This window comes from Pseudomonas sp. NPDC089918 (genome assembly GCF_050280605.1).
GTDB lineage: Bacteria > Pseudomonadota > Gammaproteobacteria > Pseudomonadales > Pseudomonadaceae > Aquipseudomonas.
Map to the genome: position 1 here is coordinate 64,475 of NZ_JBNNVP010000023.1, position 23,552 is coordinate 88,026.

The 23,552-nt window shown below is 59.9% G+C and carries 22 protein-coding genes; 14 read left to right on the forward strand and 8 right to left on the reverse strand.

Translation table 11 applies throughout. The features are described from left to right. The first annotated feature begins 55 nt into the window (after positions 1–55). Positions 56–970 carry an alpha/beta hydrolase gene (locus ACQKPC_RS17460; protein ID WP_427625692.1) on the forward strand — a complete coding sequence of 305 codons (915 nt, stop codon included), beginning with the start codon at positions 56–58 and terminating at the stop codon, positions 968–970. Beyond that, entirely contained in the window at positions 967–1,296 is a 330-nt protein-coding gene (locus ACQKPC_RS17465) for a hypothetical protein (RefSeq protein ID WP_008014068.1), read from the forward strand. The genes ACQKPC_RS17460 and ACQKPC_RS17465 overlap by 4 nt, the downstream gene beginning before the upstream one ends. A gap of 252 nt (positions 1,297–1,548) precedes the next feature. On the opposite strand, the gene ACQKPC_RS17470 is transcribed toward ACQKPC_RS17465, so the two are convergent. The 3 genes from ACQKPC_RS17470 to ACQKPC_RS17480 form a co-directional block, all read right to left on the reverse strand. Next, the gene (locus ACQKPC_RS17470) at positions 1,549–2,337 is read right to left on the reverse strand and encodes an OmpA family protein (protein ID WP_427625693.1); all 789 of its coding nucleotides are present in this window, start codon (positions 2,335–2,337) and stop codon (positions 1,549–1,551) included. Positions 2,338–2,393: 56 nt separating this feature from the next. After that, positions 2,394–2,807 (reverse strand): DUF4398 domain-containing protein, encoded by a 414-nt coding sequence (locus ACQKPC_RS17475; protein ID WP_063342619.1) that lies wholly within the window; start codon positions 2,805–2,807, stop codon positions 2,394–2,396. 364 nt (positions 2,808–3,171) lie between these two features. Next, positions 3,172–3,516 (reverse strand): hypothetical protein, encoded by a 345-nt coding sequence (locus ACQKPC_RS17480; protein ID WP_007897668.1) that lies wholly within the window; start codon positions 3,514–3,516, stop codon positions 3,172–3,174. A gap of 219 nt (positions 3,517–3,735) precedes the next feature. On the opposite strand from ACQKPC_RS17480, the gene ppc reads away from it, so the two are divergent. The 7 genes from ppc (at position 3,736) to ACQKPC_RS17515 (ending at position 11,243) form a co-directional block, all read left to right on the forward strand. Further along, positions 3,736–6,366 carry a phosphoenolpyruvate carboxylase gene (gene ppc, locus ACQKPC_RS17485; RefSeq protein WP_427625694.1) on the forward strand — a complete coding sequence of 877 codons (2,631 nt, stop codon included), beginning with the start codon at positions 3,736–3,738 and terminating at the stop codon, positions 6,364–6,366. A 289-nt stretch (positions 6,367–6,655) separates the two neighbouring features. Further along, complete coding sequence (gene adk, locus ACQKPC_RS17490) at positions 6,656–7,303, forward strand: adenylate kinase (RefSeq protein ID WP_007906266.1); 648 nt, start codon at positions 6,656–6,658, stop codon at positions 7,301–7,303. Between the two features lie 94 nt (positions 7,304–7,397). Then, the gene (tsaB, locus tag ACQKPC_RS17495) at positions 7,398–8,072 is read left to right on the forward strand and encodes a tRNA (adenosine(37)-N6)-threonylcarbamoyltransferase complex dimerization subunit type 1 TsaB (protein WP_427625695.1); all 675 of its coding nucleotides are present in this window, start codon (positions 7,398–7,400) and stop codon (positions 8,070–8,072) included. Between the two features lie 298 nt (positions 8,073–8,370). Continuing rightward, entirely contained in the window at positions 8,371–8,676 is a 306-nt protein-coding gene (locus ACQKPC_RS17500) for a hypothetical protein (protein ID WP_427625696.1), read from the forward strand. Further along, on the forward strand, positions 8,673–9,533 hold the full coding sequence (locus ACQKPC_RS17505) for a DUF72 domain-containing protein (RefSeq protein ID WP_427625714.1): 861 nt from the start codon (positions 8,673–8,675) through the stop codon (positions 9,531–9,533). The genes ACQKPC_RS17500 and ACQKPC_RS17505 overlap by 4 nt, the downstream gene beginning before the upstream one ends. Before the next feature lie 190 nt (positions 9,534–9,723). Beyond that, entirely contained in the window at positions 9,724–10,545 is an 822-nt protein-coding gene (locus ACQKPC_RS17510; RefSeq protein WP_427625697.1) for an isocitrate lyase/PEP mutase family protein, read from the forward strand. Between the two features lie 2 nt (positions 10,546–10,547). Beyond that, positions 10,548–11,243 carry an extensin family protein gene (locus ACQKPC_RS17515; protein WP_427625698.1) on the forward strand — a complete coding sequence of 232 codons (696 nt, stop codon included), beginning with the start codon at positions 10,548–10,550 and terminating at the stop codon, positions 11,241–11,243. A gap of 3 nt (positions 11,244–11,246) precedes the next feature. Here the strand turns inward: ACQKPC_RS17515 and ACQKPC_RS17520 are convergent, their stop codons facing one another. Then, entirely contained in the window at positions 11,247–11,867 is a 621-nt protein-coding gene (locus tag ACQKPC_RS17520) for an energy transducer TonB (protein ID WP_218398476.1), read from the reverse strand. A gap of 93 nt (positions 11,868–11,960) precedes the next feature. Here ACQKPC_RS17520 and ACQKPC_RS17525 point away from each other — a divergent pair, with 93 nt between their 5' ends. Beyond that, complete coding sequence (locus ACQKPC_RS17525; RefSeq protein ID WP_008012270.1) at positions 11,961–12,743, forward strand: class I SAM-dependent methyltransferase; 783 nt, start codon at positions 11,961–11,963, stop codon at positions 12,741–12,743. 120 nt (positions 12,744–12,863) lie between these two features. Here ACQKPC_RS17525 and ACQKPC_RS17530 read toward each other — a convergent pair whose 3' ends face one another. Then, positions 12,864–13,508, reverse strand: coding sequence for a TetR/AcrR family transcriptional regulator (locus tag ACQKPC_RS17530; protein ID WP_427625699.1), 645 nt, complete (start codon positions 13,506–13,508; stop codon positions 12,864–12,866). A gap of 93 nt (positions 13,509–13,601) precedes the next feature. Here ACQKPC_RS17530 and ACQKPC_RS17535 point away from each other — a divergent pair, with 93 nt between their 5' ends. The 3 genes from ACQKPC_RS17535 to ACQKPC_RS17545 all read left to right on the forward strand — a co-directional run bounded on the left by ACQKPC_RS17535 (position 13,602) and on the right by ACQKPC_RS17545 (position 19,301). Next, the gene (locus ACQKPC_RS17535) at positions 13,602–14,702 is read left to right on the forward strand and encodes an efflux RND transporter periplasmic adaptor subunit (RefSeq protein ID WP_427625700.1); all 1,101 of its coding nucleotides are present in this window, start codon (positions 13,602–13,604) and stop codon (positions 14,700–14,702) included. A gap of 6 nt (positions 14,703–14,708) precedes the next feature. Continuing rightward, positions 14,709–17,780, forward strand: coding sequence for an efflux RND transporter permease subunit (locus tag ACQKPC_RS17540; protein WP_427625701.1), 3,072 nt, complete (start codon positions 14,709–14,711; stop codon positions 17,778–17,780). Positions 17,781–17,954: 174 nt separating this feature from the next. Beyond that, complete coding sequence (locus ACQKPC_RS17545; RefSeq protein ID WP_427625702.1) at positions 17,955–19,301, forward strand: Fic family protein; 1,347 nt, start codon at positions 17,955–17,957, stop codon at positions 19,299–19,301. A 110-nt stretch (positions 19,302–19,411) separates the two neighbouring features. On the opposite strand, the gene ACQKPC_RS17550 is transcribed toward ACQKPC_RS17545, so the two are convergent. The 3 genes from ACQKPC_RS17550 to plsB are packed head-to-tail and all read right to left on the reverse strand — an operon-like array spanning position 19,412 to position 23,112. Next, the gene (locus ACQKPC_RS17550) at positions 19,412–20,101 is read right to left on the reverse strand and encodes a DUF4197 domain-containing protein (RefSeq protein WP_427625703.1); all 690 of its coding nucleotides are present in this window, start codon (positions 20,099–20,101) and stop codon (positions 19,412–19,414) included. Between the two features lie 56 nt (positions 20,102–20,157). After that, positions 20,158–20,556, reverse strand: a complete 399-nt coding sequence (locus tag ACQKPC_RS17555; protein ID WP_427625704.1) for a YbaY family lipoprotein — start codon at positions 20,554–20,556, stop codon at positions 20,158–20,160. A 51-nt stretch (positions 20,557–20,607) separates the two neighbouring features. Further along, positions 20,608–23,112: a glycerol-3-phosphate 1-O-acyltransferase PlsB gene (gene plsB, locus ACQKPC_RS17560; protein ID WP_427625705.1), complete on the reverse strand. Its 2,505-nt coding sequence runs from the start codon at positions 23,110–23,112 to the stop codon at positions 20,608–20,610. Positions 23,113–23,279: 167 nt separating this feature from the next. On the opposite strand from plsB, the gene ACQKPC_RS17565 reads away from it, so the two are divergent. After that, a complete protein-coding gene (locus ACQKPC_RS17565) occupies positions 23,280–23,489 on the forward strand; it encodes a cold-shock protein (RefSeq protein ID WP_007964248.1) in 210 nt (69 codons plus the stop codon). The last annotated feature ends 63 nt before the right edge of the window (positions 23,490–23,552 follow it).

Below are 23,552 nucleotides of genomic sequence, written 5' to 3' on the forward strand. Positions count from 1 at the left end.
TCGCTCCCACAGGGGGGTGTATTCCAATCCCCCATTTTTCGCGAGGCTTCACCGGATGAGAATCCTCGGCATCTTTTGCCTGCTCCTGGCCCTTGGCGGTTGCGACTCTCTGCTGTTCTATCCCGAGCCCGGCCAGCCGTTCACCCCGGCAAAAGCCAAACTCGAATTCCGCGACGTCACCCTGGTCACCGCTGACGGCCTCAAGCTGCATGGCTGGTGGCTGCCGGCGAAAAAAGGAGTCGAGGTCAAAGGCACGGTGCTGCATTTGCACGGCAACGGCGGCAACCTGGCGTGGCATTTGGGGGGGAGCTGGTGGTTGCCGGAGCAGGGCTATCAAGTGTTGCTGGTGGACTATCGCGGGTACGGTTGGTCCGAAGGTAAACCGGCGTTGCCGGCGATCTATCAGGACATCGATGCCGCGTTCAAATGGCTCGACCAGGCCCCGGAGGTCAAGGGCAAGCCGCTGATCCTTCTCGGTCAGAGCCTTGGCGGTTCGATGGCCGTGCATTTCCTGGCCCAACATCCCGAGCGCCAGCGGCAACTCAAGGCTTTCGTGCTCGATGGCGTGCCTGCCAGTTACCGTGATGTCGGGCGTTTCGCCTTGAGTACGTCGTGGATGACCTGGCCGTTCCAGGTGCCGTTGTCCTGGTTGGTGCCGGACGGCGACAGCGCGATCCATTCCATGAAACAGCTCAACGGCGTACCGAAACTGATCTATCACAGTATTGATGATCAACTGGTGCCCCTTTCCAACGGCATCCGACTGTATCAAGCTGCGCCGCCGCCGCGAGTGCTGCAACTGACCCGGGGCGGTCATGTGCAAACCTTCGCCGACCCGGTCTGGCAAAAGGTCATGCTGCGCTACCTCGAAGACCCGCAGCATTTCAACGGCTTGCGCCGCCTGGGTGAAATCCCGAATTACCCGGCGCCCCCGAATTCTGAAGATGAACCACCAGAGAGTCCGCAATGAGTGAAGAACGTAACGCCATCCCGCTGATCATCACCGGTATTTGCAGCATCCTCGGCACCGTTGGCGCCCTGTGGTGGTACGGCTACCTGCACTTCGCCAAACCCGAAGATGCGCTACTGCTCAGCGACTTCACCATGCTCAAGACCGTGCCGGGCGAAGACTACAAGGTCTCCCTGGAACCGGCCCCGCAAGTGGCCCAGTGCATCGATGGCGTGCTGGTGCTGTTCGACACCGACCAGAAAGGCCTGACCGGCGTGCTGATCAACAGCAAGAAAAAAGCCGTGCGCTGCATGGGCCAGGAAACCCCGCAAAAACTTGAACAATAAGTCTCGCATCCATCGGCAACGATGAACCCTTGTGGTGAGGGGGCTTGCCCCCGTTGGGTCGCGAAGCGGCCCTGAAACCTGCATTCGCGTTTTGTCGGTAATACCTTGGGGGATGGTCTCACGACTGCTTCGCAGCCGAACGGGGGCAAGCCCCCTCGCCACAGGGTGTTTACCCGCAGATCGAGTGTTCAGCCAATAAAAAGCCCCGCCTGATCAACTCAGGCGGGGCTTTTGCGTTACCGCAGGTTCAATTTAGTTCGAGCTGATCGCCGAACGCGGTACGACAGGCTGGTTGTCGTTGGAAATGGTCACTTCCACCCGACGGTTCATCGCACGGCCCGAGACGCTGGCGTTCTCCGCAACCGGGTATTCCTTGCCATAACCCTGGGCCACGATGCGCACAGGATCTACACCCATCTTGATCAGGGCCACTTGCACCGAGGTCGCGCGACGCTCGGACAGCGACTGGTTGTACGACGCCGAGCCAGTGCTGTCGGTGTAACCCTCGACAATCACTTTGCGGTCCGGGTTTTCCTGAAGGAACTGCGCCAGTTTATTAATATTCACCAAACCGTTGGACTTCAGGTCCGCCTTGTTGGTGGCGAACAGCACATCACCAAACGTCACCAGCGTGCCGCGATCGGTCTGTTTGGCGTTCAGACTGTCCTGCAGCTGTTTGATCTGCTGGTCGCGGGCATCCAGACGAGCCTGGGCCCGTTGTGCCGCGGCATTTTTCAGGTTGTTTTCAGCGGTGCGCAGGGCGATGGTCTGCTTGGCCACTTCAACACGCTGATTGGTCAGGTAAGCCAGTTGGTCGACCTTGGCCTGGTCTTCCCTATCCAGGTAAGCCTTGTCGGCCTTGTCCAGGTATTCGCTGGCGTCTTTGGTTTCCAGCGCTGCGACTTTGCTGGCTTGCGGGTTGGCTTGCAGGCCGGTGTAGTTGGTGCGAGCTTGCTCCAGGTTCGCGTTGGGCGGTGTGGAGCAGGCAGCCAGTGCAACACTTGCGGCCAGGAGGGCGGGGATCATCAATTGTTTGCGCATAATAGTTCGTCCTTTCTATCGATAAGTGTTTCAGGTCTGAAAAACGGGATGGGCGCTTACTGCACGGTGCGCTGACTTTCCTGACGCAGTTCCTGAACACCTTTCTGAGAGTCCTTCACAGCTTGTTCGGCTTTCATCGCCTGGGCCTTGCGCTCGGCGACGCGGGCGTCCCACTCGGCTTGCTCGGCCAGCATTCTGGCTTCGTCATACTTTTTGTCGTGCATGGCGATTTCGGCTTGTTTGAGCTTGTCCTGAGCGGCCTTCATTTCCACAGCGGCGAATTCGGTACCGCCGGCGCTGACAGCGCTGTTCACGGCGGATTGGGTCACGGCGTATTGCTCGCTCGGCGGGTTACCGGCGCAACCGGCCAGAACGAAGCTGCCGCCGATGGCCAGGGCCGCCAGTTTGAGACCGCGCAGATGGGGGAACGAGGATGATGCGATGCTGGTCTTCATGGTCTTCAACTCCATTGGATAACTCCTGAAAAACATCTGAATCCATCCTGGGCAAGGAGCCGCAACCTACAATTTCCAGAGCATTTTGAATCGGCCGTCCCAGGCGTGGTTATTGGGTTGACCCAAAGTGTTTTTCAAAAGTTCAGAGAAGATGGCCTATCGCCCGAAAAAACTTGATCGAGCGGACAAGGCTCTACATCGGGAACTTTCGGGCGGCACAGGCGTATTCACAGGGCTTTAAGTGACCCGCAAGTTCACCGTTCAGCAGGAAGAATGCGATCAAATTGTGGGAGCGAGCCTGCTCGCGATGGGGCCATATCATTCAACATCAACGTTGACTGTTAAACCGCTATCGCGAGCAGGCTCGCTCCCACAGGAATCAGTGTTTCTGCTTGTCGTTATCGCCCGACAAATCATGCAAATGACGCCGGGACAAGGCGAGAAAGCGCGGGGTCGGGCCGACGTCTTCGTACAGCGGATCACCTTCTTCATCGGTGGCCACCACCGTTGACCCTTTCACATACGGAAAACTCGCTTCGAGTTCTTCCAGGGCGGCGCCGATCAGCTCGCCGAGCAGTTCTTCGGGGTGCCGTTTAGGGTACATGTCGATAATCGCCGCCAGCCGTGCGGCGGCTTCCACGTCCAGATGAATCGCGTAGCCAGAGTCGGTCAGACGACCCTTGGCGTTTTCTTCCCAATGCTTGGCGAGCTCGCGGATTTTCATGATGACCTCGTTGCGCACCTGCTCGTGGCAGGCCGGGTGAGTGTCCGGCGGTGGCCGGTGATACGCCGTTGTACGGCTTATGGTTGAGATTAGCTGTAATGCCCGGTGTTTGAAGTCGCTTTGTCGTCTGCTTGTAAGAAGCGCTTTACGACGGCACTCTCTATATCAGAGCCTTTGTAACCAAGCATAGCCGCCCGGATTTTCGCTGGAGAACTGCTGATGACCGATATTGATGCACGCTTGCGCGAGGACGTTCACCTGTTGGGTGAGCTGTTGGGCAACACCATTCGTGAACAGTACGGGGACGACTTTCTCGACAAAATCGAGCAGATCCGCAAAGGCGCCAAGGCCGACCGTCGCGGTTCGATGGACGCCGAACTCAGCGCCAGCCTCAACCAGTTGAGCGAAGGCGAGTTGCTGCCGGTGGCGCGGGCGTTCAACCAGTTCCTCAATCTGGCCAATATCGCCGAGCAATATCAGCTGATTCATCGCCGTGAAGAATCGCAGCCTGCGCCGTTCGAGGCACGGGTGTTGCCGGAATTGCTCGCTCGCCTGCTGACTGCGGGCCATGACGCCGAGTCCCTGGCCCGGCAATTGGGCCGGCTGGAAATCGAACTGGTATTGACCGCGCACCCCACCGAAGTGGCGCGTCGCACGCTGATCCAGAAGTACGACGCGATCGCCGCGCAACTGGCCGCCCAGGACCATCGCGACCTGACCAGCGCCGAACGCGAGCAGATCAAGACGAAGTTGCAGCGCCTGATCGCCGAAGCCTGGCACACCGAAGAAATCCGCCGTACCCGTCCGACACCGGTGGACGAAGCCAAGTGGGGCTTCGCGGTGATCGAGCATTCGCTGTGGCAGGCGATTCCCAACTATTTGCGCAAGGCCGATCAGGCCCTGCATGCCGCCACCGGCCTGCACCTGCCACTGGAAGCCGCACCGATTCGCTTTGCCTCATGGATGGGCGGCGACCGCGACGGCAACCCCAACGTCACCGCCGCCGTAACCCGCGAAGTGTTGCTGCTGGCGCGCTGGATGGCCGCCGATTTGTACCTGCGCGATGTCGATCACCTCGCCGCCGAGTTGTCGATGCAGCAGGCCAGTGACGAGTTGAAAGCCAAGGCCGGCGACAGCGCCGAGCCTTACCGTGCAGTGCTCAAACAATTGCGTGAACGCCTGCGCGCGACCCGTAATTGGGCCCACGCATCCCTGACGGCAAACACGCCAGCGTCGGCCGATGTGCTGCAAAACAACCGCGACCTGCTGGACCCGCTGGAGCTGTGCTACCACTCGCTGCATGAATGCGGCATGGGCGTCATTGCCGACGGCCCGTTGCTCGATTGCCTGCGCCGCGCGGTGACGTTCGGGTTGTTTCTGGTGCGCCTTGATGTGCGGCAGGACTCGTCGCGCCACACGGCGGCCATGACCGAAATCACCGATTACCTCGGCCTGGGCCGTTATGAGGACTGGAGCGAAGAGGAGCGCATCGCCTTCCTGATGCGCGAACTGAACAATCGCCGTCCGTTGCTGCCCGCGTACTTCAAGCCGTCTGCCGACACAGCCGAAGTGCTGGCGACGTGCCGGGAAATCGCCGCGGCACCGGGGGCCTCCCTCGGCTCTTATGTGATTTCCATGGCCGGTGCCGCTTCCGACGTGCTGGCCGTGCAATTGCTGCTCAAAGAATCCGGTGTATTGCGGCCGATGCGCGTGGTGCCGCTGTTCGAAACCCTCGCCGACCTCGATAACGCCGGCCCGGTGATCGAAAAACTCTTGTTGTTGCCGGGCTATCGCTCGCGCCTGCAAGGGCCGCAGGAAGTGATGATCGGTTATTCCGACTCGGCCAAGGACGCCGGCACTACAGCGGCAGCCTGGGCGCAGTATCGGGCGCAGGAGCGTTTGGTCGACATCTGTCGCGAACAGCAAGTGGAACTGCTGTTGTTCCACGGTCGCGGTGGCACCGTGGGCCGTGGGGGTGGTCCGGCGCATGCGGCGATTCTGTCGCAGCCGCCGGGGTCGGTGGCGGGGCGTTTCCGCACCACTGAGCAAGGGGAAATGATTCGTTTCAAATTCGGCCTACCGGACATCGCCGAGCAAAACCTCAATCTGTACCTGGCGGCGGTGTTGGAGGCGACCTTGCTACCACCGCCACCCCCTGAGCCTGCCTGGCGCCATTTGATGGACGAATTGGCCGCCGACGGCGTCAAGGCTTACCGCGCTGTGGTGCGGGAGAATCCGCAGTTCGTCGAATATTTCCGCCAGTCCACCCCGGAACAGGAATTGGGGCGTTTGCCGTTGGGCAGCCGCCCGGCCAAGCGCCGTGCGGGTGGAATTGAAAGCTTGCGCGCCATTCCCTGGATCTTCGGCTGGACCCAGACGCGCCTGATGCTGCCGGCCTGGCTTGGCTGGGAAGCGGCATTGAGCAAGGCACTGGAGCGCGGCGAGGGTGAGTTGCTGGGGCAGATGCGCGAGCAGTGGCCGTTCTTCCGTACCCGCATCGATATGCTGGAAATGGTGCTGGCCAAGGCCGACGCCGACATCGCCCAGTCTTACGATGAGCGCTTGGTCGAGCCGGATCTGCTCCCTTTGGGGGCGCATTTACGCGACCTATTGTCGCAGGCGTGTGCGGTGGTCCTGGGGTTGACCGGTCAGTCGCAGCTACTGGCACATAGCCCAGCCACCCTTGAATTCATCCGCCTGCGCAACACTTACCTCGACCCGCTGCATCTATTGCAGGCCGAACTGTTGGCACGTTCGCGGCAACAGGATGTGGCCCAGGGCAGCCCGGTAGAACAGGCGTTACTGGTGTCTGTGGCGGGGATTGCCGCCGGTTTGCGAAATACCGGCTAAGGTTTTCATCGTGGGGGACAGGCACCCGGCGCGAGCGTCGAGTGCCTGCTGGCGAGCGGTCGAAAAGGTCTGTCACGCGACAGTTAATGATGGGGTTGCGACTTGGGTTACCCCTTCGCAGGGTCTCGTAAGGGGCGGGTTTCTCCGACTTTCGGCGGCTTGTGTGGGCAGGGCCTGCTGTGTATCTTGATCAGCCTTTGGCCGTTTGGGCGGTCGCGATCCTATTTTTGAGATTGGCCCCAAGAGGCGAATCTGACGTTATCTATATAAAAAATTGAGGAGCACATCGATGCGCGTCATTCTGCTGGGAGCTCCCGGGGCCGGTAAAGGTACTCAGGCTAAGTTCATCACCGAGAAATTCGGCATTCCGCAAATCTCCACCGGCGACATGCTGCGTGCTGCTGTAAAAGCCGGTACCGAGCTGGGTGTTAAAGCCAAAGGCATCATGGATGCCGGTGGTCTGGTCTCCGACGATCTGATCATCGCCCTGGTCAAGGACCGTATCGCGCAGCCTGACTGTGCCAATGGTTTCCTGTTCGACGGTTTCCCGCGCACCATTCCGCAAGCTGAAGCGCTGGTAGAAGCGGGTGTGGAACTGGACAACGTGGTCGAAATCGCCGTCGATGACGAAGAAATCGTTCAGCGTATCGCCGGTCGTCGCGTTCACGAGGCCAGCGGCCGCGTGTACCACACCGTCTACAACCCGCCGAAAATCGCCGGCAAAGACGACATCACCGGTGAAGAGCTGGTGCAGCGCAAGGACGACACCGAAGAAACCGTGCGTCATCGCCTGTCGGTCTACCACTCCCAGACCAAACCACTGGTGGAGTTCTACCAGGGGCTGGCCTCTGCTCAGGGCAAGCCGAAATACAGCCATATTCCGGGTGTTGGCTCGGTTGAAGTGATCACCGGCAAGGTGCTTGAAGCACTGAGCTGAAAAGTCTGATCGGCTTCATCTTCTACGGCCCGCTTGCGGGCCGTAGTTGTTTATACTGACGCACTTTTTTCTGACCTCTCTTACGGAAACATCGATGAGCACCTTGCTGGCCCTGGACACCGCGACTGAAGCTTGCTCCGTTGCTTTGCTGCATGACGGTAAAGTCACGAGTCATTACGAGGTGATCCCGCGCCTGCATGCGCAGAAGCTGCTGCCGATGATCCAGCAACTGCTGGCCGATGCCGGGACCACGCTGCAAGCGGTCGATGCCATTGCGTTCGGCCGTGGTCCGGGCGCGTTCACCGGTGTGCGGATCGCCATCGGCGTGGTGCAGGGGCTGGCGTTTGCGCTGGATCGCCCGGTGTTGTCGGTCTCCAATCTCGCCGTACTCGCCCAGCGGGCTTATCGCGAACATGGCGTTAGCCAGGTCGCGGCGGCAATCGATGCGCGCATGGATGAGGTGTATTGGGGGTGCTACCGCGAAACGGCGGGGGAGATGCGGTTGGTGGGCAACGAAGCAGTACTGCCACCGCAAGCCGCTACGTTGCCGGCCGATGCCAGCGGCGAGTGGTTCGGCGCAGGCACCGGTTGGGGGTATTCCGAGCGCATTGCCGTCAACCTGAGCGGGCAGGACGCGGGCATGCTGCCCCACGCCGAAGACCTGCTGACCCTGGCGCGCTTTGCCTGGGAACGCGGTGAAGCGATCGTGGCCGATCAGGCGCAGCCGGTGTATTTGCGCGATAAAGTCGCGACGCCGAAAGCGCGTTAATCCCGGTTGATGGGGCCTTCTGTGGCGAGGGGGCTTGCCCCCGTTGGGTCGCGAAGCGACCCCAAAAACCACCACCACATTCCCCTGACACACCGCATTGGCTGGTTTTGCAACTGCTTCGCAGCCGAACGGGGGCAAGCCCCCTCGCCACAATCAGCATTTCATCTCTAGCCAATCGTCACTTTCTAACCCGCGCTTTTAAACCTTTTCACTTTTCTGTGTTCTAGTTATCACTCGGCAGTTTGCGAAGTGGGCCATGTGCCACTAAGCTGCCATCATTGATACCGGACATGTACTCATGCGTATAGACGGCCTTTCCTCTCAGTCCTACCCCATCAAGCGCAAGCCTCGCAAAGGCCATGTGTCCGAGGATGACTCCGTCGATATCGACGGCGAGCTGGAATTCCCTACCGAAGAGCAATTGGCCGCCCGTGCCGCCAAAGCTTCCGCACAACGCCTGAGCAATCTGCCCGCCCGCCAACAAGACATGATTTATCACCGCGCCATGAGCAAAAGTGTGGCGATGGCACTGGCCAGTTACCTGAGCACCGCCACTTTTGTCGATTGGGATGCGGATGTACTGGGTCTCGACCTGTACATCTGATGCTGCCTTACTACCTCGGCTGCCCGTCCTGGAGTGAAAACGCCTGGCGCGATTACTTGTATCCGCAAGACGCCAGGCCTGCCGAGTTTCTCAATCTTTATGCTCAAGTGTTCAACGCCGTGGAAGGCAATACGACTTTCTACGCGAGCCCCTCCGCCGCCACTGTGCAGCGCTGGGCCGAAATCATGCCCGAACACTTTCGCTTCACCGCCAAATTCCCCGGCGACATCAGCCATGGCGGTGACCTGCGCGAACAATTGACCGCCGCCGAGACATTTCTGCAATTGCTCAGCCCTCTGGGTGAACGGGTTTCGCTGCTATGGCTGCAATTATCGAAAAGCTTCACCCCGCAACGTTTGTCCGAGCTGGCCGGTTTTATTGACGCGGTGGATCGGCCCTTGGCGGTCGAAGTGCGACACGATGAGTTCTTCGCCAAGGGCGATGCCGAGCGGATGCTCAATCGCCTGTTGCTGGACCGTGGTGTCGAGCGTATCTGCCTTGATCCGCGAGCGCTGTTCAGCTGCACCTCGACCGATCCTTCGGTGCTCCACGCCCAATCGAAAAAGCCCAGGGTACCGCCTCGCCCTGCTGCGTTTACTCAGTTCCCACAGGTGCGTTTCATCGGCCATCCTGTGCTTGAAGCCAACGATCCATTCCTGGTGCCGTGGGTCGAGAAAATCGCTGCCTGGATCGAAGAGGGCCGCACGCCCTATATCTTCCTGCACACCGCCGATAACCTGCTGGCGGCAAAACTCGCCCAACGTTTTCACGCACAACTGATGCTGCGTTTGCCTGGCTTGCCGCCGCTGCCTGAGCTATACAGAGAGCCCGCCGCCGAGCAACTTGGCTTGCTCTGAAGCGGCCTCGTTCCCTGATGCCAGTCAGCTGAGATGCGAAACCTGTGGGAGCGGGCTTGCTCGCGAAGACGGCGGCACAATCAACATTGTTGTCGTCTGACACTCCGCTTTCGCGAGCAAGCCCGCTCCCACACGGATTGCGCTTAACTGACTGGTATTAGCTTCGTTTCCTCTTTCCAGGAGCCTGCCAATGGATGCGCAAACCCTTCGAGCCCAGGCGTTCAAAGCACTGCACGAACGCGAGGGCGCTTTTGTCATTCCCAACCCTTGGGACGCCGGCTCGGCGAAAATGCTCGCCAGCCTTGGCTTCGAGGCGCTGGCAACCACCAGTGCCGGTTACGCCTTTTCCCGGGGACGTCCCGACGGTGGGCTGACGCTCGACGAGACCTTGGCGAACGTTGAAGCGATTGTTTCAGCCACTGATCTGCCGGTGGCGGTGGATCTCGAAAACGGTTTTGCCGACGCCCCCAACGACTGCGCCCAAAGTATTGTGCGTGCGGCAAAGGCTGGTGCCGTTGGTGGTTCGATCGAAGATGCCACCGGGCGTGAGGACGGTCCGATCTACTGCTTCGAGCATGCCGTGGCGCGTATCGAAGCGGCTGTCGCGGTGGCTCGCAGTTTGCCTTTTCCCTTCGTGCTGACGGCGCGTGCCGAGAACTTTCTGCACGGCAATCCTGACCTCGACGACACCATTCGCCGCTTGCAGGCATTCGCCGAGGCGGGGGCCGACGTGCTTTACGCACCGGGCCTGCGCAGTGCTGAAGAGGTCTTGGCAGTGGTCCGTGCCGTGGAGCCGAAGCCGGTCAATGTGTTGATGTCCGGCGGGCTCAAGCTGACGGTCGAGCAGTTGAGTGAAATGGGCGTCAAACGCATCAGCGTTGGTTCGGCCCTGGCCTTGGCGGCGTATGGCGAGTTCTTCCGCGCAGCCGAGGAAATCCAGCAACACGGGACCTTCGGTTTTACCTCCCGGTCGATGCCGTTCCAGAAGGCCAATCAATTGTTCAAAGGCTGACGATGCGGTTTCGGTGGGGGCTGTTGCTGGTGCTGTTGATCGTCGGCGCTGCCGGGTTGAGCGTCTGGTGCGGCTGGGTTTCCATTCCTGCGCAATGGAACCCGTGGGCGCCGCTGGACGTGAAGGCCGAACCGAACCTGCTGACTCGCTACAAACTGATGCGCCTGCGCGATGATCCGCAGTTATGCGACCAGGTCCTGAGCAGCTCAGGTTTGCGGGTGGCTCGTCAGGCCGACAGCCCGGACGCGACTTGCCCGTTGACCAACACCTTGCGTGTGCAAGGTGGCGAGGCGGCGCTGAGCAGCAGTTTCCTCGCCAGTTGCAGCCTGGCGGTAGCGTTCGCCTTGTTCGAGCGCCACGCCCTGCAACCGGCGGCTCAGGCGGTCTACGGCCAGGCGGTGAAACGGGTCGACCATCTCGGCAGCTTCGCCTGTCGCAACGTCTACAACCGCGAAAACGGCAGGCGCAGCCAGCATGCCACGGCCGATGCGCTGGATATCAGCGGATTCCGGCTGGCGGACGGCAGATCGATCAGCGTGCTCAGGGATTGGCCGAAAGATAACCAGGACGCGCGATTTCTGCGTCAGGTCCGCGACGGCGCCTGCGATATGTTCAGTGTGGTGTTGAGCCCGGACTACAACGCCGCCCATCGCAACCACTTTCATGTGGATGTCGGGCCGTGGTGGCGGTGCCGCTGAGGGTTATGCGGCGATGCGCAGATTCTGCAAAACGATCGGGCGTGCCCAACCGTTATCGAAATCCAATTGTTTCTGTTGTTCCACCAGCTCTTCGGGCGAGAAAGGCGGGAACGGTTTGTCCAGCAGCTCAAGTTCGAACTCGGCGATCGGCAAGCGTAGCGGACGCGGTTGCGGTGCGATGCCAGGCTCTGGCAGCGGTTGACCGGCGGTGAGCACGATCGGGCGTACCCAGCCGCTGTCGAAGTCCTGTTGTTTCTGTTGCGCGACGATTTCTTCCGGCGGGAACGGCGGGGAAGGTTTGTCGGCCAGGTCCATTTCGAACTCGGCAATCGGCAGGAACAGTGGCTCTGGCGGGCGGACGGGTGTTTCGATCACATCACATTCGCGCTGGGAAACGATGTGCGCCAGCAGCTCACTGCCAACGGTCGGTTCGACCGGGCTGTCGAGATCGACCGGCGGAAAGTTGAGAGACTCCGGCACGACATCGCCCGACTGATCGGCCAGGGCCTGGGCAAAAAAATCCTGCCACAGGTGACTGACGCCGCTCAGTGCTTGGGAATTTCGCAGGCCAAAATCGCCGTGGGGCGAGATGTAACCTATCGATGTGCGTTGAATGTCTGACATTTCTCTCGGTCGACGCTCAGCTCTGGCAAAATGCTCGATAGTTTGGTTATCGGCCGTTTTTGCCGATCATTAATTTTTTGAGCGTGTTTTCCCATGATTGAGCAACCTGCGGCCTGCCGCATCCATGTCGAGGCCTTGGGCACGACCTTTCAGCCACAGGCCGAACAATGGGCCGAGCGCCTGGGGTTGCCGTTGCAGGTGGATGACGGCGAGTTTGCCTTGCAGGTGGGCGAGCAGGGGTTGCAGCTGCAGCAGCTCGGGCCGGACGCTCCGGGACCGGTGAGGGTGGACTTCGTCGAGGGAGGCGCGGCCCATCGTCGGTTGTACGGCGGTGGCAGCGGTCAGATGATCGCCAAAGCGGTCGGTGTCGCCCAAGGCGTGCGTCCGCGCGTGCTGGACGCCACGGCCGGGTTGGGCAAGGATGCGTTCGTGCTGGCTAGCCTGGGCTGTGAGATGAGCCTGATCGAGCGCCAGCCGCTGATCGGCGCCTTGCTTGAAGATGGCCTGGCGCGCGGCGCGGAAGATTTCGACGTGGCACCGATCGTGGCGCGGATGCGTTTGCTCAAGGGCAATTCGATCGAGGTGATGCGCAACTGGGAAGGCGAGCCACCGCAGGTGATTTACCTCGACCCGATGTTTCCCCATCGCGAGAAAACCGCGCTGGTGAAGAAGGAAATGCGCCTGTTCCGGCCGCTGGTCGGCGATGACCCGGATGCGCCGGCATTGCTCGAAGCGGCATTGGCCCTGGCCAGTCACCGGGTGGTAGTCAAACGCCCACGCAAGGCGCCGTGCATCGACGGGCCGAAGCCGAGTCATGCGCTGGATGGCAAGTCCAGCCGGTATGACATTTATCCGAAGAAAGCGCTCAAACCCTGATTCGATACTGATCGTTCCCATGCTCTGCGTGGGAATGCCTCAATGGACGCTCTGCGTCCGCTTCGAAAGGGACGCGGAGCGTCCCGGGCTGCATTCCCACGCAGAGCGTGGGAACGATCATCAGGCCGACTCCGGCCGATAAGCCCGCATAAACAGCCCCACCACTTCCCGCACATGGGCCTCGGCCGCATCCCCGGTCACCGGCTCGCCGCAGCCGTACAGCAAGCGGAAATTCCCCGCGCCCTTGAGCAGGCAAAAGAAATGCTCGGCGGCATTGCGCGGTTTATCGATGCTCAATGCGCCGCTCTGATTGACCTTGTTCAGCAACCCCTCCATGCCGTGAAGTACGCGTTCTGGCCCGGCCTGGAAGAAAATCAGTGAGAGTTTTGGGTCCTGGCTACCCAGCGTCATCATCAGTCGATGCAGGTTCACCGATTCATCGCTGTTGATCAGCTGATGAAAGCCGCGTGCGATGTTCAGCAGCACGGTTTCCACCGCAATGCCGTCCGGCAATTCAAAAAACAGCGGTGGCAATTGCTCCTCGCACTTGGCCACCACGGCGGCGGAGAACAGCGTCTCCTTGTCGTTGAAATGGCTGTAGACCGTCAGCTTCGACACGCCGGCCTCGGTCGCCACGGCATCCATGCTGGTATTGGCGTAACCCTTACTCAGAAACAGAATTTTCGCCGCGTCGAGGATTGCCTGGCGCTTGGCCAGATCCTTGGGGCGACCCGGACCACTGGGTGTTGAAAGATTGTTAGACATTCTTCGCTTTAATACTGGACTGGTGAGTTTGCTATTAATAACATACTGGTCAGTATAATTATTCAAAGCACCATTAGCGAAAGGTCCTTCACCATGTTCCGCTATGCCTTGTCCCTCGCATTGCCGGTCAGTCTGGCTTTTTTATTGTCTGCGTGTGGCCATGAAGAGGCGCCTCAAGTCACCGTCCGCCCGGCCATGGTCGTACAGCCAGAGCCCTCGGCCCAGGCCATGGAAAGTTATCCCGGTGAAGTCCGCGCGCGCTATGAGCCAGATCTGGCCTTTCGCATTGGCGGCAAAGTCAGCCGACGACTGGTCGAGGAAGGCCAGCGGGTCAAGGCTGATCAACCCTTGGCGGAACTGGATCCTCAGGACGTGCGCCTGCAACTGGAAGCCACCCGTGCCCAGGTCGCGGCCGCAGAAGCCAACCTGAGCCTGGTGCGCGCCGAGCGTGATCGCTACAAGACCCTGATGGAGCGGCAGATGGTCAGCCGTTCGCAATACGACAATGCGGAAAACCTCTACCGCTCCGGTGAAGCACGCCTCAAGCAAATCAAAGCCGAATTCAATGTATCGACCAATCAGGCCAGTTACGCGGTGCTGCGCGCGCCGCAGGATGGGGTGGTGGCCAAACGTGCGGTTGAAGTCGGGCAAGTGGTGGCGGCCGGGCAAACCGTGTTTACCCTCGCCACCGATGGCGAGCGCGAAGTGTTGATCAGCCTGCCGGAGCAGAGTTTCGGTCGCTTCAAGGTCGGCCAGCCGGTCTCGGTGGAACTCTGGACCCAACCCGATCAACGTTTCCCCGGACGCATCCGTGAGTTGTCACCTGCGGCCGACCCGAAATCCCGCACTTTCGCCGCCCGTATCGCTTTTACCGCTGGCAAGGTTCCCGCCGAACTTGGCCAGAGCGCCCGGGTGTTCATCCAGACTGCCGATGTGGTGTCGTTGTCGGTGCCGCTGTCGGCGGTCACTGCGGAAAACGGTGCCACTTATGTGTGGGTGGTCGGCGCCAACAACACCCTGAAGAAAGCTCCGGTGCGGGTCGGTGCATTCGGTGAGAAAACCGTGCCGGTGCTTGAAGGCCTGAACGCCAGCGACTGGGTGGTGGCGGCCGGTGTTCATGTGCTTCACGACGGGCAGCAAGTACGCCCGGTGGATCGCTCCAACCGTGTGGTCAATCTGGCGCACAAGGAGTAATCCCCGATGGGTTTCAATCTTTCCGAATGGGCGCTGCGTAACCGCCAGATCGTACTGTTTCTGATGCTCTTGCTGGCCGTCGTCGGCGCGTTGTCCTACACCAAGCTGGGCCAAAGTGAAGACCCGCCGTTTACCTTCAAAGCCATGGTGATTCGCACCAACTGGCCGGGGGCCACGGCCGAGGAAGTATCGCGCCAGGTTACCGAGCGTATTGAAAAGAAACTGATGGAAACCGGCGAGTATGAACGGATCGCTTCGTTCTCCCGCCCGGGCGAATCTCAGGTCACGTTCATGGCGCGGGATTCCATGCATTCGGTGGAAATCCCGGACCTCTGGTATCAGGTCCGCAAGAAGATCAGCGACATTCGCCACACCCTGCCGCCGGGCATCCAGGGACCCTTCTTCAACGATGAGTTCGGCACCACCTTCGGCAACATTTACGCCCTGACCGGCGAAGGTTTTGATTACGCGGTGCTCAAGGACTACGCCGACCGTATCCAGATTCAGCTGCAACGGGTCAAGGATGTGGGCAAGGTCGATCTGCTCGGGCTGCAGGACGAGAAGATCTGGATCGAACTGTCCAACGTCAAACTGGCCACCCTCGGGTTGCCGTTGGCGGCGGTGCAGCAGGCGCTTGAAGAGCAGAACGCGATGTCCAACGCAGGTTTCTTCGAAACCACCAGCGAGCGTTTGCAGCTACGGGTTTCGGGGAATTTTCAGACGGTAGACGAGATCAAGAACTTCCCGATCCGGGTCGGTGATCGCACGTTCCGCATCGGCGATGTAGCGAACGTTCGTCGTGGCTTCAACGATCCACCGGCACCGCGCATGCGCTTCATGGCTGAAGACGCCATCGGCCTGGCCGTGGCCATGAAAAGCGGTGGCGACATTCTGATTCTGGGCAAAGCGCTGGAAGTCGAATTCGCCCGGATCCAGAAAAACCTCCCGGCTGGCATGCAACTGCGCAAGGTGTCCGATCAACCCGCCGCGGTGAAAACCGGTGTCGGCGAGTTTGTTCAGGTACTGGTGGAGGCGCTGGCAATTGTGTTGCTGGTGAGTTTCTTCTCCCTCGGTGTACGCACCGGCATGGTCGTAGCGCTGGCGATTCCGCTGGTGTTGGCGATGACGTTCGCCTGCATGTATTACTTAGGGATAGGCCTGCACAAGATTTCCCTTGGCGCGCTGGTACTGGCGCTGGGGTTGCTGGTGGACGACGCGATCATCGCCGTGGAAATGATGGCGATCAAAATGGAGCAGGGCTTCGACCGGGTCAAAGCCGCCAGCTATGCCTGGACCAGCACCGCGTTCCCGATGCTCACCGGGACGCTGATCACCGCTGCCGGTTTCCTGCCAATAGCCACCGCACAATCGGGCACCGGCGAATACACCCGCTCGATTTTCCAGGTGGTGACCATCGCGCTGTTGGCGTCGTGGGTTGCCGCCGTGGTCTTTGTGCCTTATCTGGGGGAAAAACTCCTGCCGGACCTGGCGAAAATTCACGCCGCCAAACATGGCACCGGCGACGGCCAACCCGACCCCTATGGCACGCCGTTCTATCAGCGCGTCAGACGGCTGGTGGAGTGGTGCGTGCGCCGGCGCAAAACGGTGATCGTCCTGACCATCGTGATGTTCGTCGCGTCAGTGGTGCTGTTCCGTTTCGTGCCACAGCAGTTCTTCCCGGCTTCGGGGCGACTGGAGTTGATGGTCGATCTGAAGCTTGCCGAAGGTGCCTCCCTGAGTAACACCGCCGAGGAGGTCAAACGCCTCGAAGGCCTGCTCAAGGATCACGCCGGGATCGACAACTACGTGGCTTACGTCGGCACCGGTTCGCCGCGTTTCTACCTGCCGCTGGATCAGCAACTTCCGGCAGCGAGCTTCGCCCAGTTTGTCGTCCTGGCCAAAACCATCGAGGACCGCGAAACCCTGCGCACCTGGCTGATTGAAACCCTAAACGAACAATTCCCGGCGCTGCGCTCGCGGGTTACACGGCTGGAGAACGGCCCACCGGTTGGCTATCCGGTGCAGTTTCGGGTCACCGGTGAGCACATCGAGGAAGTCCGCGCATTGGCCCGTAAAGTCGCGGCCAAGGTTCGCGAGAACCCACACGTGGCCAACGTGCATCTGGACTGGGAAGAGCCGAGCAAAGTCGTTTACCTGAACGTCGATCAGGACCGTGCACGAGCGCTGGGTGTGAGCACGACGAACCTCTCGGGTTTTCTGCGAAGCTCGCTGACCGGTGCCAGCGTCAGCCAGTACCGCGAAGACAATGAGTTGATCGAGATCCTGCTGCGCGGCACGGTGCATGAGCGCACCGAGTTGGCGTTGCTGCCAAGTCTGGCCGTGCCGACCGACAACGGTCGCAGCGTGGCCCTGTCGCAGATCGCGACGCTGGAATACGGCTTCGAAGAAGGCATCATCTGGCATCGTAATCGCCTGCCGAACGTGACGGTTCGCGCCGATATCTACGGCAAGGAACAGCCGGCGACGCTGGTGCAGCAAATCATGCCGACCCTCGATCCGATTCGCGCCGAGCTGCCAGACGGCTATCTGCTGGACGTCGGTGGTACGGTGGAAGACTCGGCGCGCGGGCAGAACTCGGTGAAGGCCGGTGTGCCGCTGTTTATCGTGGTGGTGCTGACGTTGCTGATGCTGCAACTGCGCAGTTTCTCGCGCACGGTGATGGTGTTTCTGACGGCGCCACTGGGGCTGATTGGTGTGACGCTGTTTCTGATGGTGTTCCGCCAGCCGTTCGGTTTTGTGGCGATGCTCGGGACCATCGCCTTGTCCGGGATGATCATGCGTAACTCGGTGATTCTGGTGGATCAGATTGAGCAGGATATCGCTGCCGGGCTTAAGCCTTGGCAGGCGATTATCGAGGCGACGGTGCGACGGTTCCGACCGATTGTGCTGACGGCGTTGGCGGCGGTGTTGGCGATGATTCCATTGTCACGCAGTGTGTTTTTCGGGCCGATGGCGGTGGCGATCATGGGCGGGCTGATTGTGGCGACGGCATTGACGTTGCTGTTTTTGCCGGCGTTGTATGCGGCTTGGTTCAGGGTCCGTAAAGAGTCTGTGTGATTATTTGGTCTTGGCGGCCTTCGGGCCGACCATGGTCACTCCATTGTAGGAGCGAGGCTTGCCCGCGAAGGCGGTCCAAGCTCCTACACATATTTCAGATCCGTCTGATATTGAGTCAACGTAGGTGCGCTGTTGTACTCAAGACTCAACTTCGTGAGTTTTTGAGATACCGAAATGAAAAAACCGCCCATGCTCAAGGGCAGATCCGACCCGGTGTTCGATCTGTTGGGGCAGTCGCCCCACAAGGAACGCCTCTCGGACTACCTCGCACTGCTCAAGCCGCTGGACGATCAGGGCCGCTACCTTCCTTTCGATGAGTTGCGCTACCGCTGGGCGCCTGGACTGGATGCGAACCTGTGCTGGGCCTTGGTCAAGAAAGCCCGGACCGCACAGTATTCCAGCATTTTGCCATTGGGCGAGCCCATTCAATGGGGCCAATTTGTGCTGACCCCATTGGCCCAGAAAGCTGTTTCGGCCGTCGATCGACAAGCGACGACGGCAGCGCTGGAATATATGACCGGCCAGATCGGCGAACGAGCGCATTTCAGCTATCTGCTCAACGATCTGATCGAAGACGAAGCCATCAGCAGCAGCCAGCTCGAAGGCGCGGCAACCACCACCCGGGTGGCCAAGGACATGCTCAAGCGCAAGCGCCTGCCGCGTACGCCGGATGAGAGGATGGTCATCGGTAACTACAAGATGATGAACTTCGCCTGGGAAAAGCGTTATGAGCCCTTGAGCGTCGAGCTGATCGCGGCGATGCATCGTGTCGGCGTCGAAGGTATCGATGACCCGCAATATTCACCGGGTGCCTTCAGGGTCAACGATGACGTGGTGGTGCAGGATGGCGAAGGTAATACCGTGCATACGCCGCCTCCCGCAGCGGGGCTCGTGTCGCGATTGCAGGTGCTGTCGAAGTGGATCAACGAGTCTCACGACGATCCCGGTCAAGTGGATTACCTTCATCCATTGATCAAAGGTATCGCGCTGCATTTTGCACTGGGCTATGAGCATCCTTTTCGCGATGGCAACGGCCGGGTCGCACGGGCACTGTTTTACTGGTTCATGTTCAAGAATGACTTCTCGGCCTTTCGCTACATCGCGATCAGCTTGTTGCTGCGCAATGCGCCGGTGAAATACGGGCGCTCGTATCTGAATACCGAGGCCGATGATCTGGACCTGACCTACTTCATCGATTTCCAGTGTTCAGTCATCTCCCGGGCTGTCAGCGCTTTTACCGAGGCTTATCGAAAAAGCCTGGCCTATACCGAAAGCTTTGATCGATGGCTGCTGGAGTCTGGTTTTTTCGACCGATTGACCGAGAAACAGCGAGCCGTATACCAAGTGGCCAAGAGTGGTATGGCCAAGGAGTTCACGGCGGTCAATGTGAAGGAGAATCTGAACTGCTCTTACAACACCGCGTCAGCCACTCTGAATGGTTTGGTCGAGTTGATGGTGTTCGAGAAAAGGAGGATGGGGCGCGAGTGGGTGTTCTTCCTGCGGGCAGCGTCCGCGGTCTGATTCTCAGGGGCGTGAGATTGCTCGCGATGAGTCCGTGTCAGTCGACATAAACTGTGGCTGACACACCGCAATCGCGAGCAAGCTCGCTCCCACAGGATCGGAGTTGAGGCTTAGAGCGTACCAAACACCTTCTTCGCCAAACTGGTTGCCGCCGCCGCAGGGTTCTGGCGAATGGTTTCTTCCTGTTTGCCAATCATCTCGAACAAACCGTTCAACGCTTGCTCGGTTACGTAGCCTTCGATGTTGGCGTTTTTCGCATCCAGCACGCCCAAGGTCGCGGCTTGTCCGGCGAACGAGTTGTACTGCTGGGCCAGGCCGACCTGGTCGGTGGCTTGTTTGACGATTGGCAGGAATTTGGTGCGAATCTGCTCGCGGCTGGTTTTGCTCAGGTACTGAGTCGCCGAGTCCTTGCCGCCGCCGAGAATCCCCTTGGCATCCTCCACGGTCATCTTCTTCACCGCATCCACCAGAATCGGCTGAGCCTGCGTCACGGCCGCCTCAGCCGCTTTGTTCATGCTGGTTTCCAGTTGATCGACCTGATCGCCCATGCCGAACTGTTTCATTTTCTTGGCGACCTTACCCAGCTTGCCCGGCAGTTCGATTTTCACGTCCGGGTTGTTGCTGAAGCCGCCGGGTGTGCCGAGTTGTTTAACGGCCAGTTGCGCACCTTGGGTCAGAGCGTCCTTGAGACCGCCGGTGGCGTCTTGTTGCGACAGGTCATTGAGCGACAAGGCCAAGGCGTTGGCGCAGATCATCAAGCCTGCGCACAGGCCGGCGAAGCGAAGGGTAGGGCGGAGCATGGCGGCTTCCTTATTTAGAGAAAAAAGGCTCAGAAAAAAAGGTTCAGAAAATAGAATTAACGGGCCACGTCGACGCGGATTTTCAGGGGTTGCCGATCTTTGCCGTCCAGTTGCACGGCGTGATTTTCAGTGGTGATGAACATCAGCTCGCCATCGACTTCAATGCGCGCGCTGACCGAGTAGCGGTGGCCGGGTTTGACCTGCGCCGGATCGTAGCTCAAATGGAACGGCAACGGCACCTGGCCTTTGACCGGACCTTTCTGCTCGTCGAGCACTACTGCGGGTGCGTCGGCCAAGGACACATCTTGCAAGGTGACGCTCAAGGTTGCACTCGGTGGCAGGGCGATGCGTTGCAAGTAGAACACTTCGCCGTCGAGGCTGGCGTTGGCGGTCGGTGGTGTCGACTGGCAGGCACCGAGCAGGGTAGTCAGCAGGACGAGAGAGAGTTTTTTCATCGAAGATCTCAGTATCGAAGGCGCCAGAAGAAGCCTGGCGCCTGTAGGAATTTAGACGGTCTGCGCTGGCGCCGCGACTTGGTCCGCCGCATCTTCACTGCGATGCAGCGCCACCTGACGGATCGACAAGCGAATCTCCGCCGGCAATACCCGTTTGGCTGCACCTTCGGCCAGTTCGCCGAGCAGTTTGTGATAGCTCAGCTTGCCGGCTTCGTCGCGGCGCAGCACGTCGAGGTCCAGCATTGTCTGGATGAAGTGACGGAACAGGCTCTTGTCGAAGAACTCCGGGGCGTTCAGGCCGTGGAGGATCGACAGACGCTGGGCCATGACCGTGCACAAATCTTCCAGTTCTTCGGCGCTGATGCTGTTCTGGCCGCTGTTGAGCAGCAAGGAAACAGTCATGTAGAAGCGCTGCAAGGTCTGGGCGATGCTTTTCGACAGTAGCGTCAGTAGTACGAAATGCCGTGAGCTCGGTGCCGGACGCAGGTACACGTCTTTTTCGAAACGCAGCAGGCCTTGCTCGACGAAAGCCTCGAGCCATTGATCGATAACGGCATCGAGTTCGTCCATCGACCAGCGAATGAACAGCTCCGATTGCAGGTACGGATACAGCGCGCGGGTGTAGCGCAGGATCTGCTCGCGGCTCATGCGCGAGGTGCTCTGGAAGAAACTCGCCAGCAACGACGGCAATGCGAAGATGTGCAGCACGTTGTTGCGGTAGTAGGTCATCAGGACGGCGTTTTGTTCGTCCAGGTACAGAATCTTGCCCAGCGCATCGCTTTGCTCGGACAGCAGGTCCATGTCCTTCACATGCTCGATCAGCGCCCGTCCGTCACCTTCCGGCAGGGTGGTATGCGAGGAGTAGGGAACCTTGCGCAACAGCGCCAGATACAGATCGAGCACCCGCGCCATGGCGCGATCGTCCAGGGCCAGGCGGCTGGTGGACAGCAACGCCAGGGCCACTAGATTCACCGGGTTGATCGCCGCCGCTTCATTCAAATGCTGTGCGACTTTCTCGCCGAGGCGGTTGGTGGTTTCGTTGAGCCAGGCCGGTTTGAACTGCGGACCGAGTTCCTGTTGGCGCCAGTCTGGTTGTTCGCTGTCGAGGAATTCCGCCAGTTTGATCGGCTCGCCAAAGTTGACCGCGACCTGACCGAAGCGCTGTTTGAGCGCGCCGATGACTTTGAAAATGTCGAAGATCGATTCTTTCTTCTTGCTCGCGCCACGCAATTCGCCGAGGTAGGTGCGGCCTTCCAGCACGCGCTCATAGCCGATATACACCGGCACGAAGACGATCGGCATGCGCGACGAACGCAGGAAGCTGCGCAGGGTGATCGCAAGCATCCCGGTTTTCGGTTGCAGCATGCGCCCGGTGCGCGAGCGGCCGCCCTCGACGAAGTACTCAACCGGGAAGCCTTTGGTGAACAGGGTGTGCAGGTATTCGTTGAACACCGAGGTATAGAGCGGGTTGCCCTTGAAGGTGCGGCGCATGAAGAACGCCCCGCCACGGCGCAGCAGGCTACCGATCACCGGCATGTTGAGGTTGATCCCGGCGGCAATGTGCGGCGGGGTCAGGCCGTTGCGAAACAGAAGATAGGAGAGCAGCAAATAGTCGATGTGGCTGCGGTGGCACGGCACGTAGATCACTTCGTGACCCTGGGCGACTTTCTGCACACCTTCGATGTGGTTGACCTTGATCCCGTCGTAGATCTTGTTCCAGAACCAGCTCAGCACCACTTCCAGAAAGCGGATCGCGGTGTAGGTGTAGTCCGAGGCGATCTCGTTTCCATAGCGCAAGGCCTGGGCCTTGGCTTTTTCCGGGGAGATGTTCTCGCGCTCGGCTTCGTCGAGGATCGCCTGTTTGACCGAGGGCTGATTGAGCAGGCCTTTGACCAGGTTGCGGCGGTGGGAAATGTCCGGGCCGATGACGGCGGCTTTCAGGTTGCGAAAGTGTACCCGCAGGATCCGCTGGGCCATGCGTACGGTGCGCTCGTGACCTTTGTTGTGATCGATCAGTTCACGCAAATGAATCGGCGCCGAGAACTGCGCCCGGGTTTTGCGCCCCAGAATCATGATGCTCAGCAGTCGACGCAAACGCCCGGTGACGGCCCAGCTGTCGGCGAACAGCAGTTTCCACGGGCTTGATTCGCTGTCCGGCGACTGGCCCCAGAACACGCTCACCGGAATGATCTGCGCGTCTTCGGCGGCGTTCTGGCTCAGGGCGCTGACCAGACGGGTCAGGGTGGGTGGCGCACCGCGTTTGTCCTGACGGCCGAGCCAGTCGGGCTCCGGCGTCAGGTAAAAGAACGCTGCGGGCTCCACCAGCGCACCCACCGATACCGGCAACACCGGGCGCGGCAGGCCGGCCTTGCTGCATTCGGTATCGACCACGGCGAGGTCGGTCAGTGAAGGATTTTGCAGGACGTAGAACACCGGCCGGCTGCGGTCGAGGTCAAGGGTGAACGACGACTGATTGATCGTCTCCGAGCGAACCCAGAGGTACAGCAGTCGGCGCAGGGTGCCAAACACAAGACGGCGGAACGGGGAACGGGTCATACGGCTTCTGCGTGAGTGGAAAAAACCGAGCGTTTGCTCGGGCGGCAGATAGTGTGCCGTATTCGCCGAAAATCGGCAAAAAAGCGCCTAAGTAAACTTGAGTTGAGAGTTTTTGCGGCTGTCATATACTCGGCCGTTCAAAATAAAAACAAGGGGGTAACTTAGATATGGCTACGCGCGAAACCGGCAATGTGAAGTGGTTCAACGACGCCAAGGGCTATGGCTTCATTCAGCGCGAGGACGGGGTGGACGTGTTCGTGCACTACCGCGCTATCCGCGGCGAAGGTCATCGTTCGCTGACTGAAGGTCAGCAGGTCGAGTATGCAGTGGTGACCGGGGAGAAGGGCTTGCAGGCCGAAGACGTTGTAGGCCTCTGAAGATCGTTCCCACGCTCTGCGTGGGAATGCAGCCCGGGACGCTCCGCGTCCCATCAAAAGCCG

What these genes read in the sequence shown, in the direction of transcription:
- ACQKPC_RS17460 (WP_427625692.1), top strand. Translation starts at nt 56, where the DNA reads ATGAGAATCCTCGGCATCTTTTGCCTGCTCCTGGCCCTTGGCGGTTGC.
- ACQKPC_RS17465 (WP_008014068.1), top strand. Translation starts at nt 967, where the DNA reads ATGAGTGAAGAACGTAACGCCATCCCGCTGATCATCACCGGTATTTGC.
- ACQKPC_RS17470 (WP_427625693.1), bottom strand. Translation starts at nt 2,337, where the DNA reads ATGCGCAAACAATTGATGATCCCCGCCCTCCTGGCCGCAAGTGTTGCA.
- ACQKPC_RS17475 (WP_063342619.1), bottom strand. Translation starts at nt 2,807, where the DNA reads ATGGAGTTGAAGACCATGAAGACCAGCATCGCATCATCCTCGTTCCCC.
- ACQKPC_RS17480 (WP_007897668.1), bottom strand. Translation starts at nt 3,516, where the DNA reads ATGAAAATCCGCGAGCTCGCCAAGCATTGGGAAGAAAACGCCAAGGGT.
- ppc (WP_427625694.1), top strand. Translation starts at nt 3,736, where the DNA reads ATGACCGATATTGATGCACGCTTGCGCGAGGACGTTCACCTGTTGGGT.
- adk (WP_007906266.1), top strand. Translation starts at nt 6,656, where the DNA reads ATGCGCGTCATTCTGCTGGGAGCTCCCGGGGCCGGTAAAGGTACTCAG.
- tsaB (WP_427625695.1), top strand. Translation starts at nt 7,398, where the DNA reads ATGAGCACCTTGCTGGCCCTGGACACCGCGACTGAAGCTTGCTCCGTT.
- ACQKPC_RS17500 (WP_427625696.1), top strand. Translation starts at nt 8,371, where the DNA reads ATGCGTATAGACGGCCTTTCCTCTCAGTCCTACCCCATCAAGCGCAAG.
- ACQKPC_RS17510 (WP_427625697.1), top strand. Translation starts at nt 9,724, where the DNA reads ATGGATGCGCAAACCCTTCGAGCCCAGGCGTTCAAAGCACTGCACGAA.
- ACQKPC_RS17515 (WP_427625698.1), top strand. Translation starts at nt 10,548, where the DNA reads ATGCGGTTTCGGTGGGGGCTGTTGCTGGTGCTGTTGATCGTCGGCGCT.
- ACQKPC_RS17520 (WP_218398476.1), bottom strand. Translation starts at nt 11,867, where the DNA reads ATGTCAGACATTCAACGCACATCGATAGGTTACATCTCGCCCCACGGC.
- ACQKPC_RS17525 (WP_008012270.1), top strand. Translation starts at nt 11,961, where the DNA reads ATGATTGAGCAACCTGCGGCCTGCCGCATCCATGTCGAGGCCTTGGGC.
- ACQKPC_RS17530 (WP_427625699.1), bottom strand. Translation starts at nt 13,508, where the DNA reads ATGTCTAACAATCTTTCAACACCCAGTGGTCCGGGTCGCCCCAAGGAT.
- ACQKPC_RS17535 (WP_427625700.1), top strand. Translation starts at nt 13,602, where the DNA reads ATGTTCCGCTATGCCTTGTCCCTCGCATTGCCGGTCAGTCTGGCTTTT.
- ACQKPC_RS17540 (WP_427625701.1), top strand. Translation starts at nt 14,709, where the DNA reads ATGGGTTTCAATCTTTCCGAATGGGCGCTGCGTAACCGCCAGATCGTA.
- ACQKPC_RS17545 (WP_427625702.1), top strand. Translation starts at nt 17,955, where the DNA reads ATGAAAAAACCGCCCATGCTCAAGGGCAGATCCGACCCGGTGTTCGAT.
- ACQKPC_RS17550 (WP_427625703.1), bottom strand. Translation starts at nt 20,101, where the DNA reads ATGCTCCGCCCTACCCTTCGCTTCGCCGGCCTGTGCGCAGGCTTGATG.
- ACQKPC_RS17555 (WP_427625704.1), bottom strand. Translation starts at nt 20,556, where the DNA reads ATGAAAAAACTCTCTCTCGTCCTGCTGACTACCCTGCTCGGTGCCTGC.
- plsB (WP_427625705.1), bottom strand. Translation starts at nt 23,112, where the DNA reads ATGACCCGTTCCCCGTTCCGCCGTCTTGTGTTTGGCACCCTGCGCCGA.
- ACQKPC_RS17565 (WP_007964248.1), top strand. Translation starts at nt 23,280, where the DNA reads ATGGCTACGCGCGAAACCGGCAATGTGAAGTGGTTCAACGACGCCAAG.